Below are 17,382 nucleotides of genomic sequence, written 5' to 3'. Positions count from 1 at the left end.
TCTTGGGCGTTTCGTTCGCCTCAGATGTAGCTGAGCTGGTGCGTTCTCCTTTCAAGTCTCCCCGGGGGGATGGTCTCTGCTGTCTGACCCAAGCTCCGAACCTCGCTCGGTGCTGCCGGGGCCGTGAAATTCCAATACGCCAGCCGAGACATCGTCCCCGATCTCACCCTCGGCGAATTCCTCGGTGGCCCAGTAGAGTGCATCCAGAAGCCCGGGCCCCGGCATCTGGGAAAACTTGCGGAGCATCCGGGCCAGCCGGGTCTGATCGATCATCTCGCCGCTGCGGTCGCTGGCTTCGGTAATCCCGTCCGAGACAAGCACCAGCCGGTCGCCCGGGGTCAGTTGAACCGTAAGCGTCTCGTATTCGGCGCCCTCGATCAGGCCGATGGGCAGCCCGCCCTCTCCAAAAAACTCCACCGTGCCGTTGCGCCGTTGCAGGACCGGGTAGGGGTGGCCCGCCTGAACCAATTCCGCCTTGCCGGTGCGCAGGTCGACATCGGCGTAGATAAGGGTGAAATAGCTCTCGGTGCTCATTTCACTCAGCACGAGATCGTTGAGGCGCTGCGCGAGTTCCGCCGGGCGTCGTCCGCGCAATTCGCCCTGTGCGTTGCGGTAAATCGCGAGGTTCTGGCTGGGCGTGGTGCCGGAGAAGTAGCCCGCGATCCGCGCCATCATCAGGGCCGAGGTGATGCCATGCCCCGAGACGTCGATGCCGTATAGGCCCACCCGGCGTTCATTGATCGGAAAGAACCCGACGAGGTCGCCGCCGACATGGCCTGCGGGCCGCAAGAGCAGCGAGACATCCGCCGCCTCGAACCGCGCGTGTCGTGTCCGCACGAGGCTTTGTTGCAGTTTGCGTGCCTCTTGCAGGTCACGGTCGATCACCTCCTGTGCCTCGCGCAACAGACGGTTCTTTTCGCTCAACTCCTCCTGCATGGTCAGGATGCGGGCGCCCGCGCTCAGGCGCGCCCGAAGCTCCGCTCCGTTGACCGGTTTCGACAGGAAATCATCGGCGCCGCTTTCCAATCCACGCGTGACGTCCGTCTTCTCGGCCTTGGAGGTCAGGAGGATGAAATACCCGTAGCTTCGCCGCGGCAAACCTCGGAAGACGCGGCAGAATTCAGGGCCACTCATCCCCGCCATCATCCAGTCCGAGATCACGATATCGGGCTCGCATTGGGCGCAGATCGCGATCGCCTCTTCTGCGCTTTCTGCTTCGCTCACCTGATAGCCGGAGCGGGACAACTGCGCCGAGAGGATACGGCGCTGCATGCGGCTGTCGTCCACGACGAGAACGTGCCGCGCAGCGCCCGCCAATGGTCTCCGGCCCGCATCTGCGGGGGCCTCTTGTCTTTGCACCATCTGCATCATCCGAAACCTCTGCCCTCACGAAACCGCAAACTCCCTAAGATTCGGTGAAAACCAGCCCGGATCAGACGTTAAGAAAATCGAAAGGGTGCGGCGCTACGGTCAGTCTCGGGTGGAGTCGGATCGAGTGGCCTGGAGGGCGTGATGATTGATTGGGATCGGGTGCAGGAACTGCGCTCGGAAATTGGCGCCGATGGCTTTGCCGAGGTCGTGGACCTTTTTCTCGACGAGGTCGAGGCCGTGGTGATGGGGCTTGGCGGACGTCCCGACCGGGTCGAAGAGGATTTGCACTTCTTGAAAGGGTCCGCCTGGAATCTCGGGTTCCGCGATTTCGGCGGGGCCTGTCAGCAGGGAGAACGAATGGCCGCCGCCGGACGCGCCGTGGAGGTCGATCTGGGCGCGATCCGCGAGACCTATCGTCTGTCCAAGACGCAGTTCATGGGGCGGCTATCGGAGTTCACGCCGGCAGCATAGTGCGAGGTGCTGAGCAGATTGAGCTGCGCCGAGCGCAGTTTGCACGCAGTCGCACCCATTGGGCACGGGTGCGGCCAAACTTTGGTTAACTCGCGTGCCTACTGCGGGCCGTGAGCGCAGGAGTTGGGAGGTGTAGAAAGGCCTCCACAGTGTAAACCGGTGAAGGGCCAGAGTGTTTCGTCCGTCAGGCGGCCGCTCTATCGAATTGAAGGCCTCAGATAAGAAACTCGGCCAAGGTTTCGTCTTCGGTGATGTCGCGCCAGACGAAGCCCTCGGCGTCGAGCTTCGCGAAGAGCTCTGTGAAGTTCTCGGCGCGTTTCGTTTCGATCCCGATCAGGACCGAGCCGAAGTTCCGCGCCGATTTCTTCAGATACTCGAAGCGCGCGATATCGTCGTCAGGGCCAAGCATCTGCAGGAAGTCCTTCAGGGCGCCGGGGCGCTGCGGCAGGCGGAGGATGAAATACTTCTTCAGACCCGAATAGCGCTGGGCGCGTTCGCGCACCTCCGGCAACCGCTCGAAATCGAAATTACCGCCTGAAGTCACGCAGACCACGCGCTTGCCGCGGATCGTCTCGGCCAGCTCGGGCAGGATGTCGACGGACATCGCGCCAGCGGGTTCCAGCACGACGCCTTCGACGTTCAGCATCTCAAGCATCGTGATGCAGATGCGATCCTCCGGTGCGAGATGAACTTGTTCGGGCGTGACCCACCCAAGCTCCGCGAAGGGGCGCGCGCCGATCCGGGCAACCGCGGCGCCATCGACGAAACTGTTCACCTGCGAGATCGTCACGGGCTCATGCGCCTTGACCGCAGCGGTGAGGCTCGCGCCGCCCAACGGCTCGACGAAGCGAAATTCCGTATCGGGGGCGGTCGCGCGCAGATAGCCGGTGACGCCCGCAGCCAAGCCGCCGCCGCCGACCGGAAGGATGACCATATCCGGCGCGCCGCCCAACTGGTCGAGGATCTCCACCCCGACCGACGCCTGCCCCTCGATCACATCCGGATCGTCGAAAGGTGCGAGGAAATGCGCCCCGGCCTCACGGCAAAACTCCTGCGCCGACGCCAGCGTGTCGTCGAAATAATCGCCCGTCAGCACGATCTCGACTGCGTCGCCGCCAAAGGTCTTGGTCTTGTCGATCTTCTGCTGCGGCGTGGTCACCGGCATGAAGATCGTGCCTTTCACCCCGAAATGCCGACAGGCGAAGGCCACGCCCTGCGCGTGGTTCCCGGCGCTCGCGCAGACGAAATGCGCCGCCGACGGATCGCGCTCGCGCAGTTTGCGCATCGCAGTGAAGGCGCCGCGGATCTTGTAGGAGCGCACCGGCGTCAGGTCCTCGCGCTTGAGCCAGACCTCGGCGTCGAAACGTTTCGACAGATGGGCATTGAGTTGCAGCGGCGTGGGCTCGAAGAGCGCACGCAGCGCGCGGGTGGCGGCTTGGGCGGAAAGGGCGAACTCACTCATACCGCCAGATGTGACGCGCGCCGCCCGCTTTGGCAAGCTCAGACGAGGGCGCGTTGCTCGACAAAATGACCGTAGAGCGTCGTTAGGATCGACAGCAGCAGCATCACGGTGGGCACAGCGAAAAGCAGCTTGAGCGCGACCACGACCATATCATCCGCGAGGTCATGTGGCGCTTGTATCGAAAGCATGTTCACCGCAACGAAAGGGAGTACCACGAGAAATGCCAGCAGAGTGAGCAAAGCGAAGCCACGCCAGTGGCCGCGAGTCGCGCGCCAACTGTCGCGGATCGTGGCGCCGCCGATCGCGGCCCCGGGCAGGGATACTCCGAGACGGAGCATGAAGGCATACACGGCAATGAAGAATGCCAGCCCCACCACGGCAAGTAGAACGGCTTCAGCGGTCTGGTTCGGAATGATTTCCTGCGCCGCGAGGGCGAAAAGAAAGACAATCGCGGCTCCCAGAACCATGATTGCCATGGCACAGAGCGTGATCACTATTCCACGCCAGAAATAGCTCACGTCGCGGCGCAGATGAATCCGCGGCAGCCAGCCGACGCGCTCGCCGAGCAGGATGAACCTGTGCCAGTTCACTGCCGCGATGATCATCGGGATCGGCAGGATGAACGTGTTGAAAACCAAAATGAACAATGATTTTTCGAAACTCGGGTGTTGCGATGCTCCGGCCTGCATCACGCTCTCGATAAGCCATTGCTGCCCGATGATCATGATCAAGAGAAGAAGCGCTGAGATCCGAAGGGTCTGCCGCCAATTTCCAAAGATCTGCCGGAACGAGTGTCCGAAAACCCCCAATACATTCATCACTTTGCCCCCAAAGAATGTCATTTAACAATTCACCGTTGGGGCTCGATCTCACCGCAGTCAAAGCACGTTCGGCGCGCCTTGGTTGAATTCTCCGTGTGATCGAGGTGGAAAAGAGCGAGTCACCGCTGGCTCACCTTCGCTTTGAGCGAAGCCTTGCGCATTTTGCAAAGGCTGCCGCTTTTTTGCCCACTTTCGACGCTAATCGTGCTGAAACTGTGTTGCGAGCAACAAAAGAGGAGGGCCGCATGCGCCTGAGAAAAACTTCGATTGTCGCCCTTGTCGCGGCGAGCTTCGTCGTCGCCCCGGTGGCGACCAGCCATTTCACCGGCGCGGATGCCGCATTTGCCAAGAACGGCAACGGTGGCGGTAATGGCGGTGGAAACGGTGGCGGCAACGGCGGCGGAAATAGTGGCGGCAATGGCGGAGGCAAAAGCAACGCAGGCGGCAATTCCGGCTCGGCGGGCAAATCCGCATCGGCCGGGCGTGCAACGAGCCCCGGAAATTCCGGCAAGGCTGCTGCGCATGGCGGCGGCCCCGCGAAATTCCTCGACGATCTGTTCTCGGGTAAGCGGCAGGCGAAATCGCAGCATACGACCCGCTCCACTGTGAAAACGGCGTCGCGCGGCACCACGGCGACGAAGACGCGCTCGACCACTCCAACCAAATATGCGGTTAACGAGTCGCCGCGCCCGAACGGCAAGCCGAGCCTGAGCGAGGATGAGCTGCGCAATCACGGCGCACTGGCCTCCGAGCTGAAGGGTCTGAACGCGGCCCATGCAAGCGCGACCGCGCTCGCCAACGCCTCGCCGAACAGTCAGGTGGGCCGGATCGCGACCTATCGCGACTCTGTCGTCGGGGCGGCGCAAGCAGAAGAAGATCTCGCGACCGCGCAGCAGACCCTCTCGGATCTCGAGGCGCAGGATGTTCCCACGCCGGAAGAAGTTCAGGCTCAGATCGACGATCTCGATCCCGAGGCAGAGGACTACCAGAGCCAGCTCGACACGCTCGAAGCGCAAAAGCAGGCGGCGGAGACCTATCAGACGGATCTCGCGACCGCTCAGGATCAGGTCACCGAGCTTGAGAAACAGGTCGCGGAAGCCGATCAGATGCAGGCGGACGCGCTTCTCGCCGCTTCCAACGGGCGCGATCTTTCGCCCGAGGCCAAAGCCTATCTGCATGAACTGCTCGACCTGCCGCCGCCGGAAACCGCGACGGCGGAGGCACCTGCGGATGGCGATGTGGCGACCGGCGACGGCACGACGGGCGACGGGACCACGGTCGATGGCGATCTCGCCTCGAGCGGGGACACCACGACCGATCCGCTCGTGGACCCGTCCACCGAGAGCTGATCTCGCGCAGAGCACATGTGAAAGGGCCGTCCTTCGGGGCGGCCCTTGTTCATTGGAAAAAAAGCTTCTATTCCGTCGCGGAACAAGAAAACCGGGAGATGCCGCATGTCCGCGCCCAAGAAAGTCGTGCTTGCCTATTCGGGCGGCCTCGATACCTCGATCATCCTGAAATGGCTGCAGACCGAATACGGCTGCGAGGTCATCACCTATACCGCCGATCTCGGTCAGGGTGAGGAACTGGAACCGGCGCGCAAGAAGGCCGAAATGCTCGGCATCAAGCCGGAGAATATCCATATTCTCGACGCGCGCGAAGAATTCGTCCGCGATTTCGTCTTCCCGATGTTCCGCGCCAATGCGGTCTATGAAGGGCTCTATCTGCTGGGCACGTCGATCGCGCGGCCGCTGATCTCGAAGCACCTCGTCGAGATCGCGCATAAGCATGGCGCCGATGCGGTGGCGCATGGTGCGACCGGCAAGGGCAACGATCAGGTCCGCTTCGAATTGTCGGCCTATGCGCTCGACCCGTCGATCAAGGTGATCGCGCCGTGGCGGGAATGGGACCTGTCCTCGCGCACCAAGCTCTTGGAATTCGCCGAGGCGAACCAGATCCCGATCGCCAAGGACAAGCGCGGCGAAGCGCCGTTCTCGGTCGATGCGAACCTTCTGCACACCTCGTCCGAGGGTAAGGTGCTGGAAGATCCGGCCGACATGGCGCCCGATTACGTCTATCAGCGCACCGACGATCCGATCACGCAGGCTCCGAACGAGCCGGAATTCATCGAGATCGGCTTCGAAAAGGGCGACGCGGTGTCGATCAACGGCGAGGCGATGAGCCCGGCGACGATCCTCACCAAGCTCAACGAATACGGCAAGACCCACGGCATCGGCCGTCTCGATTTCGTCGAGAACCGCTTCGTGGGCATGAAGTCGCGCGGCGTCTACGAGACCCCCGGCGGCACCATCCTGCTGGAAGCGCACCGTGGCATCGAGCAGATCACGCTCGATAGCGGCGCGGGCCACCTGAAGGACTCGATCATGCCGCGCTACGCGGAGCTGATCTATAACGGCTTCTGGTTCAGCCCTGAGCGCGAGGCGCTGCAGGCGCTGATCGACAAGACCCAGGAATACGTGACCGGCACGGTGAAGCTGATGCTCTTCAAGGGCGCGGCCCGGACCGTGGCGCGCTGGTCGGATTACTCGCTCTATTCCGAGGCCCATGTGACCTTCGAGGAAGACGCAGGCGCCTACGATCAGAAAGACGCGGCGGGCTTCATCCAGCTCAACGCGCTGCGCCTGAAACTGATCGCAACCCGCAACGCGCGAGTGAAGAAATGAGCTTTTCGCAGCCCAAGGCCGCCATCGTCACCGTCTCCGATCGCGCGTCGCGCGGCGAATACGAAGACAAGGGCGGTCCGGGCTGCGAGGACTATCTGCGCGGCGTGGTCACCTCGCCGCTGGAAATCGAGCGTCACATCATTCCCGATGGGCGCGAGTCGGTCGCCGCGAAACTCCGCGAACTGGTCGCGGCCGAAGCCGATCTGATCCTGATCACCGGCGGCACCGGCCCCGCGCCGCGCGACGAGACGCCCGAGGGCTGCTTCGACGTGATCGAGAAGGAACTCGCGGGCTTCGGCGAAGAAATGCGCCGCGCGAGCCTTTTGGAAGTGCCGACCGCCATCCTGTCGCGCCAATCGGCGGGGATCGCGGGCAAATCGCTGATCATCATGGTGCCGGGCAAACCCTCGGCCATCGCGACCTGCCTCGATGCGGTCTTCGCTGCCGTCCCCTATTGCCTCGACCTGATCGGCGCGGGCTATATCGAGACCGATCCGGCCCGGATCAAAGCCTTCCGTCCGAAGAAAAAGTAAGAGGGGGCGCTGCCCCCCGTCTCTTTCAGAGACTCCCCCGGGATATTTGACCCAAGGCGAAAATCGCCTCTCTTCGTGTTGGCTGAAATATCCCGGGGTGAATGCCGAAGGCAGAGGGGCAGCGCCCCTTAACGCTTCACCGCTGCGATGGCATAATTCACCGAAAGATCGCGCTCCGAGAGCGACCAGGTCCACGCCAGCGGATTGAACACCATGCCGCGGCGGTCGACCGGGTCGAGCCCCGCGCTGCGCGACAGCTCGTAAAGCTCGTCGGGGGTGACGAATTTCGACCATTCATGCGTGCCCACGGGCAGCCAGCGCATCACCCGCTCGGCGCCGATGATCGCGACCATGTAGCTTTTCGGATTGCGGTTCAGCGTCGAGCAAATCATCAGCCCGCCCGGTTTCATCAGGCTCTGGATCGTGTTCACGAAGCCCTGCGGGTCGGCGACATGTTCGATGATCTCCATCGCGAGGACGACATCGAACTGCTCACCGCTCGCCGCGAGGTCTTCCGCCGCGCAATGGCGGTAGTCGATCTCGAGCCCCGACTGTTCGGCATGCAGCCGCGCCACGGGGATGTTACCCTCGGCGGCATCGGCCCCCACGACCGTCGCGCCAAGCCGCGCCATCGGTTCGGACAGTAGCCCGCCGCCGCAACCGATATCCAGCAGACGCAGCCCCTCGAACGGGCGTGGCGCTTTCAGGTCGCGGCCGAACTGCGTGGCGATCTGCGTGGTGATGTAGTCGAGCCGGCAGGGGTTGAGCATATGCAGCGGTTTGAACTTGCCATTCGGGTCCCACCATTCGGCGGCCATCGCCTCGAATTTGGCGACTTCGGACGGGTCGATGCTGTTTGCCGGATCTGCCATTGCTCTCCTCGCATTGATTTTCGGGCAGCCCATGGCGGGCGCGCCTTTTGCTCTATATAGTCCAGACATGGACAGAACTGCAGGGCAAAAGCGCGCATCGGGCGCCCATCTTTATCCGCCGATCGAACCCTTCGATCAGCGCCGGATCGACGTGGGCGATGGCCATGTTCTTTACGTCGAACAATCGGGTCATCCCGAGGGCCAGCCGGTCGTCGTGTGTCATGGCGGGCCGGGGGGCGGCTGCTCGCCGACGATGCGGCGATTCTTCGATCCGCAGCATTACCGGGTCATCCTGTTCGATCAGCGCGGCTGCGGTCTGTCGCGCCCGCATGCCAGCGTCGCGGATAACACGACCTGGCATCTGATCGCGGATATGGAGCAGATCCGCCGGACCCTCGGCATCGATAGCTGGATGGTCTTCGGCGGTAGCTGGGGCGCCACGCTGGCGCTGCTTTATGCGCAGGCGCATCCCGACCGGGCGTCGAACCTGATTCTTCGCGGTGTCTTTCTTGCGACGCAGGCCGAGCTCAACTGGTTCTACGGCGGCGGCGCGGGGAATTTCTATCCCGACCTCTGGGCGAATTTCCGGCGTCCGATTCCGGAAGACGAGCAGCACGATCTGATCGGGGCCTATCACAAGCGGCTGTTCTCGGGCGACTACATGGCCGAGGCGCGCTATGCGCGGCACTGGGCGATGTGGGAAAACGCGCTGGCTTCGGTGCGCTATGACGGCCCGCCCGGCGAAGCCTCGCCCGATTACGCGCGTGCCTTCGCGCGGCTCGAGAACCACTATTTCCAGAACGCGGCCTTCCTCGAAGAGGACGAACAGATCCTGCGCGACCGTCACAAGATCGAGCATATCCCGACGACCATCGTGCAGGGGCGGCTCGATATGATCTGCCCGCCGACCTCGGCCTACAGGCTGGCGCAGGGCTGGGCGATGGCGAAGCTGCAGCTGGTGCCTATGGCCGGGCATGCGCTTTCCGAGCCGGGGATCACCGCCGGGCTTGTCCGCGCGATGGATGAGCTTAGATCCTGATCTAGCAAAAGATTTCGATCGGGGCCGCCATGACGCTTACCTATTTCCTGCTGTTTCTCGTGGCCTCCGCGGCCGCCGCTGCGACGGGCATCATCTTCAAGCCGGGCGCATGGTATGTCGGGTTGAAGAAGCCCGGCTTTACGCCGCCCAACTGGGTGTTTCCCGTGGCTTGGACCTATCTCTACGTCTCGGTCGCCTATGGGGCGGCGCGCATCGCGCCCGAGGCGGGCAGCCAGATCGCGCTGGCGCTGTTTGCCGTGCAGATCGCGCTGAACACGCTCTGGACGCCGGTCTTTTTCGGGGCGCATCGGTTGTGGCTCGGGCTCCTCGTTTTGATCTGCCTCTGGGTCGCTGTCGCGGCGATGATGCTGGCCTTCCTGCAGCTCGATATGTTGGCCGGACTGCTGGTCTTCCCCTATCTCGTTTGGCTGACATTGGCGGGTGCGCTGAACTTCCGCGTTTGGCGCGACAACCCGCGGGCGGGGGCCCAAACCTGATTCCACTTGCGGAATCTGCGATACAGGACTATATCGCCTTCAACAGCGGCGCGCCGGGGTCCAAACCTGACGCCCACCGGAAACGTGTGACGGGCCGCAACGGCCCGTTTTTTGTTTTTGTAGGATCGGAAAGAGAGACATGACCGACCTGATCGCCAAGACCGCCATTGATCGGCGTCTGGCCGAGATCGTGACCCCCGTGATCGAGGGGCTTGGCTTCGAGCTCGTGCGGCTGCGGCTGCAGGGCGGCAAGACGGCCACGCTTCAGATCATGGCAGACCGCCCCAATGGCGGGATCATCGTGGACGATTGCGCCGCGATCTCGACCGCCGTGTCCGCGGCTCTCGATGTGGAAGACCCGATCGAGGACAAATATACGCTGGAAGTGTCGTCGCCCGGGATCGACCGGCCGCTGACGCGCTTCAAGGATTTCGACATCTGGGAAGGCTACGAGGCGAAGATCGAGACCTCCGAGCAGATCGACGGACGCAAGCGCTTCAAGGGTATCCTGCGCGGCACCGAAGGCTCGGAAATCCTGATCGAGCTGGACGAGAACGGCGAAGACGTCGTGATCGGCCTCCAGTTCGACTGGCTCGCGGATGCGAAGCTGGTGCTGACCGATGAGCTGATCGACGAGATGCTGCGCCAGAAGAAGGCGACCGAAGGCGTCGACGAAGCTGAATTTGACGAGATTGACGATTCCCCCGAGGAGGAGAACTGAGATGGCCATCACGGCAGCCAACCAGCTTGAGCTTCTGCAGACCGCCGAGGCGGTGGCGCGCGAAAAGATGATCGACCCGGATCTGGTGATCCAGGCGATGGAAGAAAGCCTCGCGCGCGCGGCGAAGTCGCGTTACGGCGCGGAGATGGACATCCGCGTCTCGATCGATCGCAAGACCGGCAAGGCGACCTTCACCCGTGTCCGCACCGTCGTCGAAGACGAAGAGCTGGAGAACTATCAGGCCGAGCTGACCGTCGAGCAGGCGAAGCAGTATCTCGACAACCCCTCGGTCGGCGATCAGATCGTCGACGAGGTGCCGCCGGTCGATCTGGGCCGCATCGCCGCGCAATCAGCCAAGCAGGTCATCCTGCAGAAGGTCCGCGAAGCCGAGCGTGATCGCCAGTACGAAGAGTTCAAAGACCGCGTGGGCACGATCATCAATGGCATCGTCAAGCGCGAGGAATACGGCAATATCATCGTCGATGTGGGCCGTGGCGAAGCGATCCTGCGCCGCAACGAGAAGATTGGCCGCGAGAGCTATCGCCCGAACGACCGCATCCGTGCCTATGTGAAAGACGTGCGCCGCGAGACCCGTGGCCCGCAGATCTTCCTCAGCCGCACCGCGCCGGAATTCATGGCCGAGCTGTTCAAGATGGAAGTGCCGGAAATCTACGACGGCATCATCGAGATCAAGGCCGTGGCCCGCGATCCCGGTTCGCGCGCGAAGATCGGCGTCATCTCCTATGACAACTCGATCGACCCGGTCGGCGCCTGTGTCGGTATGCGCGGTTCGCGCGTGCAGGCCGTCGTCGGCGAGCTTCAGGGCGAGAAGATCGACATCATCCCGTGGAACGAAGATCAGGCGACCTTCCTCGTGAACGCGCTGCAGCCGGCCGAAGTGTCGAAAGTGGTGATCGACGAGGAAGCGCAGAAGATCGAAGTCGTGGTCCCGGACGAGCAACTGTCGCTCGCCATCGGCCGTCGCGGTCAGAACGTGCGTCTGGCTTCGCAGCTGACCGGTCTCGACATCGACATCCTGACCGAAGCCGAGGAATCGGCGCGCCGTCAGGCCGAGTTCGCCGAGCGCACCAAGCTGTTCGTCGACGCGCTGGACCTCGACGAGTTCTTCGCGCAGCTGCTCGTGGCCGAGGGCTTTACCTCGCTCGAGGAAGTGGCCTATGTCGACATGGACGAGCTGCTGTCGATCGAAGGCGTGGACGAGGACACCGCAGGCGAACTGCAGGCCCGTGCCCGCGACGTGATCGAAGAGCAGAACCGCAAGGCGCTGGAAGCGGCGAAGGAAATGGGCGTCGAGCAGTCGCTGTTCGACTTCGAAGGCCTGACCCCGCAGATGATCGAGGCGCTCGCGAAAGATGACGTCAAGACGCTGGAAGATTTCGCGACCTGCGCCGACTGGGAACTGGCCGGTGGCTGGACCACGGTCGACGGTCAGCGCGTGAAGGATGACGGTCTGCTCGAGAAATTCGACGTGAGCCTCGAAGAGGCGCAGAACCTGATCATGACCGCGCGTATTCAGCTAGGCTGGGTCGATCCGTCCGAGCTGGAAAGCGACGCGGAAGACGAAGGCGAAGAGGAAACCGAGGAGGAGGCCGAGGCGTAAGCCTCGGTCCCGACCGGAGAGGAGCTTAGATGAGTCGCGGCGGAAAGCCGAAAACCAACGACGACCCCGAACGGCGCTGCATCGTCACCGGCGATGTTCAGCCGAAGGCGGGGCTTGTCCGCTTCGTGCTCGGACCCGATGGGATGATCTATCCGGACGTGGCAGGCAAGCTGCCCGGCCGCGGCATCTGGGTCACCTCCGAACGCAGCGTCATTGAGACGGCGATGAAAAAGGGATTGTTTGCTCGCGCAGCGAAGCAGGCGGCCAAAACCCCAGAAAATCTGGTGGAATTGGTGGAACTGGCCCTTGCCTCTCGCGTTGTGGAGCTTATTTCTCTGGAGCGGAAGGCCGGCAAAGCGGTTGTCGGCTTCGAAAAGGTCAAGGGCTGGCTGGCCGAGGGGCGCGCGAAAGTGCTGCTACAGGCAAGCGACGGCTCGGACAGGGGCAAGGGCAAGCTGTGGACGCCCGAAGGCGGGCGCTGGTTCGGCTGCCTCACCTCTCAGGAATTGGGTTTGGCATTCGGCCGCGATCGTGCGATACACGGCGCGCTTGCAGCCGGTGGCCTCACCCGGCGCGTAATTGAAGACGCATCGAGGCTTGCGGGCGTACGCAAGCAGGACGGCGGCAAGACCGCCATGAAGGATACGAAGACGGCATGAGCGATACGGACGGCAAAAAGACTCTCGGACTGGGCGGCGGGCGCCCCGGGCAGGTGAAGCAAAGCTTCTCGCACGGGCGCACCAAGAACGTCGTGGTCGAGACGAAAGGCAAGAAGCGGGTGCTGAACAAACCGGCGGCAGGCGCTGGTAAGGGAGGGGGTAACAAAACTTCCCTTGGCGATCCGTCGAAGCGCCCCGCCGGGATTTCCGACGCCGAGATGGAGCGTCGCCTGAAGGCGCTTCAGGCCGCGAAGGCGCGTGAGGTCGAAGAGGCCGCCGCCCGCGAGGCCGAGGAAAAAGCCCGCGAAGAAGAACGTGAGCGTCGTCGCGCCGAGGCTGAGGCCAAGGAGCGCGAGGAGCGTGAACGCGAAGCGGCCCTGAAAGCCAAGGCTGAAGAGGACGAGCGCAAGAAGCGCGAGGCCGAACTTCGCGACAAGAAGAAAGAAGAGATCCGCAAGGGCGGACCGAAGAAAGATGCGCCGGTCGATCAGGCTGCCGTGGAGGTTGCTGCCGCCCGCGCCGAGACCAAGGGTGTGTCCGCTTCGGGTCCGCGCAAGACGGATCGTGAGCGTGACACGCGCAACGATCGCAACAACAAGGGCAACGACCGCGGCAACCGCCGTTCGGGCAAGCTCTCGCTGAGCGATGCGCTTTCGGGTGGCGAAGGCCGCCAGCGCTCGCTTGCTGCGATGAAGCGCAAGCAGGAGAAGGCCCGTCAGAAGGCGATGGGCGGCTCGCAGCGTGCTGAAAAGCAGTCGCGCGAAGTGCAGCTTCCCGAGACGATCATCGTGTCGGAGCTCGCCAACCGTATGGCAGAGCGCGCAGCCGACGTGGTCAAAACGCTCATGAAGATGGGCATGATGGTCACCGCGAACCAGACGCTCGACGCCGATACCGCAGAACTCGTGATCGAGGAATTCGGTCACCGGTCCGTGCGCGTCTCGGATGCGGATGTCGAACAGGTCATCGATCAGGTCGACGACAAAGAAGAAGATCTTCAGCCGCGTCCGCCGATCGTCACGATCATGGGTCACGTCGACCACGGCAAGACCTCGCTGCTCGACGCGATCCGCAAGGCGAACGTCGTCTCCGGCGAGGCTGGCGGGATCACGCAGCATATCGGCGCCTATCAGGTGCAGACCGAGAGCGGGGCGACCCTGTCCTTCCTGGACACGCCCGGCCACGCGGCCTTTACCTCGATGCGTGCCCGCGGTGCCAATGTCACCGATATCGTGGTGCTCGTGGTGGCAGCCGATGACTCGGTGATGCCGCAGACGATCGAAGCGATCAATCACTCGAAGGCCGCTGGCGTTCCGATGATCGTCGCGATCAACAAATGCGACAAGCCCGATGCGGATGCCCAGAAGGTCCGCACCCAGCTTCTGCAGCACGAAGTCGTCGTCGAAGAGATGTCGGGTGACGTGCAGGACGTGGAAGTTTCGGCCAAGACCGGCAAGGGTCTCGATCAGCTGCTCGAAGCCATCGCGCTTCAGGCCGAACTGCTCGAACTCAAGGCCAACCCCGATCGCGCCGCGCAAGGTGCGGTGATCGAAGCCAAGCTCGACGTGGGCCGTGGTCCGGTCGCGACGGTTCTGGTGCAGAACGGCACGCTGCGCAAAGGCGACATCTTCGTCGTCGGCGAGCAGTGGGGTAAAGTCCGCGCGCTGATCAACGACAAGGGCGACCGCGTCGATGAGGCCGGTCCGTCGGTTCCTGTCGAGGTGCTTGGCATCAACGGCACGCCCGAGGCTGGCGACGTTCTCAACGTCGTCGAGACCGAGGCGCAGGCCCGCGAGATCGCCGAATACCGCGAGCAGGCCGCGAAGGACAAACGCGCCGCTGCCGGTGCCGCGACGACGCTGGAGCAGCTGATGGCGAAAGCCAAGGCCGACGAAAGCGTCACCGAACTGCCCGTGCTGGTGAAGGCCGACGTGCAGGGCTCGGCGGAAGCGATCGTTCAGGCGCTCGAGAAGGTCGGCAACGAAGAGGTGCGCGTGCGCGTGCTGCATTCGGGCGTCGGTGCAATCACCGAATCCGACATCACGCTGGCCGAGGCGTCCAACGCGCCGGTCATCGGCTTCAACGTTCGTGCCAATGCGCCTGCGCGCAACGCCGCGAACCAGAAGGGCGTCGAGATCCGCTACTACTCGATCATCTATGATCTGGTGGACGACATCAAAGCCGCCGCTTCGGGCCTCCTGTCGGCCGAGATCCGCGAGCACTTCATCGGCTATGCCGAGATCAAGGAAGTGTTCAAGGTCACCGGCGTCGGCAAGGTCGCGGGTTGTATCGTCACCGAGGGCGTGGCCCGTCGTTCGGCTGGCGTCCGCCTTCTGCGCGACAATGTGGTGATCCACGAAGGCACGCTGAAGACGCTCAAGCGCTTCAAGGACGAGGTCAAGGAAGTGCCCTCCGGTCAGGAATGCGGCATGGCCTTCGAAAGATACGACGATATCCGCCCCGGCGATGTCATCGAGATCTTCGAGCGCGAAGAGGTCGAGCGGACGCTATGATCCTTCGGGACCGAGTTACGAATATAGAAACGGGGGCCTTCGGGCCCCCGTTTTGCATCTGTGACTGTCATCCGGCTGCATCAGCGATTGACGGGACGCCCGGCAAAGAGCGCATCGCCGACACGCACGAGGATGCGCCCGCAATCCAGCGTCCGTTCGTAAACTCCCTGAACGAAGACGCTGCTGCCGATCTGAATGGTTCTGAGCATGAGGTTCCTCCCTTGAGCGCTCATTAGAAGCGCAAGGTCTTAAGGAACGACAAATGGAAACGGTCTGCCCTTCGCGTTAGACGCGAGAGGTGGGAAAAAAGATCACAAAGGTTAACCGCGCAGTAACCCCGATCAGAGCCAATCGCGCAGGATCGGGATCAGGGGGATATCCGCCGGCGGCATCTCGTAGTCGCGCAGATCACGCGCCCGCGCCCAGGCGAGGGTCTGCCCCTCTTGCGGGCTGACGATCCCTTCCCATTTGCGGCAAGCGAACAGCGGCATCAGCAGGTGGAAGTCGTCATAGGCGTGGCTGGCGAAGGTCAGAGGTGCGAGGCAGCTCTGATGGGTCTGGATGCCCAGCTCCTCGTCTAGCTCGCGGATCAGCGCGGCCTCGGGCGTCTCGCCCGCCTCCACCTTGCCGCCGGGAAACTCCCACAGACCTGCCATCGACTTGCCCTCGGGGCGCTGTGCCAGAAGCACGCGCCCGTCGGCGTCGATCAGGGCGACGGCGGATACCAGAACCATCTTCACGAACGATAATCCGCGTTAATGTCGATGTAGCGGTGGGTCAGATCGCAGGTCCAGACCGATTTCGAGGCGCGGCCAAGGCCGAGATCGACGCCGATCACGAGCTCGTCGTTCTTCATATAGGCGCTCGCGGCCTCTTCGGAGTAATCCGGCACGCGCCAGCCTTTCTCGGCCACCACCATGTCCCCGAAGGAAATCTTGAGCTTGTCGCGATCGGCCTCGGCTCCGGATTTACCGACAGCCGCGACCACGCGGCCCCAATTCGCGTCCTCGCCCGCAATCGCGGTCTTCACCAGCGGCGAATTCGCAATCGACATCGCGATCTTATGCGCGTCCTCGTTCGAGCGCGCCCGCGTCACGCGGATTTCGACGAATTTGGTGGCCCCTTCGCCGTCTTTGACGACTTGATGCGCGAGATCCATCATCACCTCGCGCAGCCCGGCCTCAAACGCCTTCGCAGGCTCCGAGCGCAGATCGGCGATCTCGGCGGCGTCGGATTTCCCGGTCGCCGCGACGATCAGCGCATCCGAGGTCGAGGTGTCGCTGTCCACGGTGATCGCGTTGAACGTGTCGTCGACCTGACGCGACAGCATCTTCTGCAGCCGCGCCGGCGTGATTTTCGCATCGGTGAAGATATAGACCAGCATCGTCGCCATATTCGGCGCGATCATCCCCGAGCCTTTCGCGATCCCGGCGATCTTGATCTTGCCGCCTTCGCCCTGAACTTCGGCAAAAGCGCCTTTGGGATAGGTATCGGTCGTCATGATCGCGCGCGCGGCATCCTCGATCCCGGCAGGGGAGAGGCGCTGCGTCAGGCTGTCGAGCACCGCGACGATCTTGTCATGCGGAAGCGGCTCGCCAATGACGCCGGTGGAGGACGAGAACACACGGCTGATCGGCATGTCGAGCGCCTGAGCCACCGCACCGGTCACCTTGTCGACACTCTCCTGACCGCTTTTACCGGTGAAGGCGTTGGCGTTGCCGGAGTTGACGATGATCGCGGCACCCGTCTCGGCAGGCGCGCGCATCGCGAGCTTTTCCTGACAATCGAGAACGCAGGCCGCGCGGGTGGACGAGGTGGTGAAAACGCCAGCGATCGACGATCCCGGCGTGACACGCGCCAGCATCACATCGGTACGGCCGGCATATTTGACCCCCGCCGCGGCGGAGGCGAATTCGACCCCCGCGATTTCCGGAAGATCGGGAAATTTCGCGGGGGCGAGCGGCGAAATCGTCACCGATTTCGCCTTTGTTTGCGCCGCAGAAGCGGCAGGGGCGGGCGCGGCGGAAAGGTCGGACTTCAGCGCCTTAACCTTGGCGCGGAGCTTCTTGACCTTGGTCTTCAACTCCTTGGTGTCCTTCGACTTTTTCTTCGCCATCG

The 17,382-nt window shown here is 63.1% G+C and carries 17 protein-coding genes; 10 read left to right on the top strand and 7 right to left on the bottom strand.

Annotation, left to right across the window (positions count from 1 at the left end; translation table 11 throughout):
* Positions 1-51: 51 nt before the first annotated feature.
* Entirely contained in the window at positions 52-1,362 is a 1,311-nt protein-coding gene (locus BMI85_RS18620; RefSeq protein WP_078602508.1) for a SpoIIE family protein phosphatase, read from the bottom strand.
* 150 nt (positions 1,363-1,512) lie between these two features.
* On the opposite strand from BMI85_RS18620, the gene BMI85_RS18615 reads away from it, so the two are divergent.
* A complete protein-coding gene (locus BMI85_RS18615; protein ID WP_078602347.1) occupies positions 1,513-1,842 on the top strand; it encodes a histidine kinase in 330 nt (109 codons plus the stop codon).
* 214 nt (positions 1,843-2,056) lie between these two features.
* On the opposite strand, the gene ilvA is transcribed toward BMI85_RS18615, so the two are convergent.
* Complete coding sequence (ilvA, locus tag BMI85_RS18610) at positions 2,057-3,304, bottom strand: threonine ammonia-lyase IlvA (RefSeq protein ID WP_078602346.1); 1,248 nt, start codon at positions 3,302-3,304, stop codon at positions 2,057-2,059.
* A gap of 38 nt (positions 3,305-3,342) precedes the next feature.
* The gene (locus tag BMI85_RS18605) at positions 3,343-4,035 is read right to left on the bottom strand and encodes a hypothetical protein (RefSeq protein WP_210402378.1); all 693 of its coding nucleotides are present in this window, start codon (positions 4,033-4,035) and stop codon (positions 3,343-3,345) included.
* Positions 4,036-4,370: 335 nt separating this feature from the next.
* Here BMI85_RS18605 and BMI85_RS18595 point away from each other — a divergent pair, with 335 nt between their 5' ends.
* From BMI85_RS18595 to mog, 3 genes are all read left to right on the top strand, one after another.
* Entirely contained in the window at positions 4,371-5,474 is a 1,104-nt protein-coding gene (locus BMI85_RS18595; protein ID WP_143595176.1) for a DUF3450 domain-containing protein, read from the top strand.
* A 105-nt stretch (positions 5,475-5,579) separates the two neighbouring features.
* Positions 5,580-6,809 (top strand): argininosuccinate synthase, encoded by a 1,230-nt coding sequence (locus BMI85_RS18590; protein ID WP_078602342.1) that lies wholly within the window; start codon positions 5,580-5,582, stop codon positions 6,807-6,809.
* Positions 6,806-7,342, top strand: coding sequence for a molybdopterin adenylyltransferase (gene mog, locus BMI85_RS18585; RefSeq protein ID WP_078541593.1), 537 nt, complete (start codon positions 6,806-6,808; stop codon positions 7,340-7,342). The genes BMI85_RS18590 and mog overlap by 4 nt, the downstream gene beginning before the upstream one ends.
* 128 nt (positions 7,343-7,470) lie before the next feature.
* Here the strand turns inward: mog and ubiG are convergent, their stop codons facing one another.
* Positions 7,471-8,214: a bifunctional 2-polyprenyl-6-hydroxyphenol methylase/3-demethylubiquinol 3-O-methyltransferase UbiG gene (gene ubiG / locus BMI85_RS18580; RefSeq protein WP_078602341.1), complete on the bottom strand. Its 744-nt coding sequence runs from the start codon at positions 8,212-8,214 to the stop codon at positions 7,471-7,473.
* A 67-nt stretch (positions 8,215-8,281) separates the two neighbouring features.
* On the opposite strand from ubiG, the gene pip reads away from it, so the two are divergent.
* From pip to infB, 6 genes are all read left to right on the top strand, one after another.
* Positions 8,282-9,253, top strand: coding sequence for a prolyl aminopeptidase (gene pip, locus BMI85_RS18575; protein ID WP_078602340.1), 972 nt, complete (start codon positions 8,282-8,284; stop codon positions 9,251-9,253).
* Positions 9,254-9,282: 29 nt separating this feature from the next.
* Positions 9,283-9,750 carry a TspO/MBR family protein gene (locus tag BMI85_RS18570; RefSeq protein ID WP_078602339.1) on the top strand — a complete coding sequence of 156 codons (468 nt, stop codon included), beginning with the start codon at positions 9,283-9,285 and terminating at the stop codon, positions 9,748-9,750.
* Positions 9,751-9,889: 139 nt separating this feature from the next.
* Positions 9,890-10,471, top strand: coding sequence for a ribosome maturation factor RimP (gene rimP / locus BMI85_RS18565; RefSeq protein WP_078541597.1), 582 nt, complete (start codon positions 9,890-9,892; stop codon positions 10,469-10,471).
* Position 10,472: 1 nt separating this feature from the next.
* Positions 10,473-12,092: a transcription termination factor NusA gene (gene nusA / locus BMI85_RS18560; RefSeq protein WP_078522235.1), complete on the top strand. Its 1,620-nt coding sequence runs from the start codon at positions 10,473-10,475 to the stop codon at positions 12,090-12,092.
* 29 nt (positions 12,093-12,121) lie between these two features.
* Positions 12,122-12,751 carry an RNA-binding protein gene (locus BMI85_RS18555; RefSeq protein ID WP_078522236.1) on the top strand — a complete coding sequence of 210 codons (630 nt, stop codon included), beginning with the start codon at positions 12,122-12,124 and terminating at the stop codon, positions 12,749-12,751.
* Positions 12,748-15,264, top strand: coding sequence for a translation initiation factor IF-2 (gene infB / locus BMI85_RS18550; protein ID WP_078602338.1), 2,517 nt, complete (start codon positions 12,748-12,750; stop codon positions 15,262-15,264). The genes BMI85_RS18555 and infB overlap by 4 nt, the downstream gene beginning before the upstream one ends.
* Before the next feature lie 80 nt (positions 15,265-15,344).
* Here the strand turns inward: infB and BMI85_RS21785 are convergent, their stop codons facing one another.
* The 3 genes from BMI85_RS21785 to argJ form a co-directional block, all read right to left on the bottom strand.
* Complete coding sequence (locus BMI85_RS21785) at positions 15,345-15,473, bottom strand: hypothetical protein (RefSeq protein WP_256365680.1); 129 nt, start codon at positions 15,471-15,473, stop codon at positions 15,345-15,347.
* A 132-nt stretch (positions 15,474-15,605) separates the two neighbouring features.
* Positions 15,606-16,004: an 8-oxo-dGTP diphosphatase MutT gene (gene mutT / locus BMI85_RS18545; protein ID WP_078522238.1), complete on the bottom strand. Its 399-nt coding sequence runs from the start codon at positions 16,002-16,004 to the stop codon at positions 15,606-15,608.
* Positions 16,001-17,380, bottom strand: a complete 1,380-nt coding sequence (gene argJ / locus BMI85_RS18540; RefSeq protein WP_078602337.1) for a bifunctional glutamate N-acetyltransferase/amino-acid acetyltransferase ArgJ — start codon at positions 17,378-17,380, stop codon at positions 16,001-16,003. Before argJ ends, mutT begins: the two co-directional genes overlap by 4 nt.
* Positions 17,381-17,382 lie beyond the last annotated feature (2 nt).

This window comes from Thioclava sp. DLFJ4-1, from assembly GCF_002020145.1.
Lineage (GTDB): Bacteria > Pseudomonadota > Alphaproteobacteria > Rhodobacterales > Rhodobacteraceae > Thioclava > Thioclava sediminum.
The sequence above is the reverse complement of the archived record's forward strand: the minus strand, read 5'-3'. Positions and strand labels throughout refer to the sequence as shown.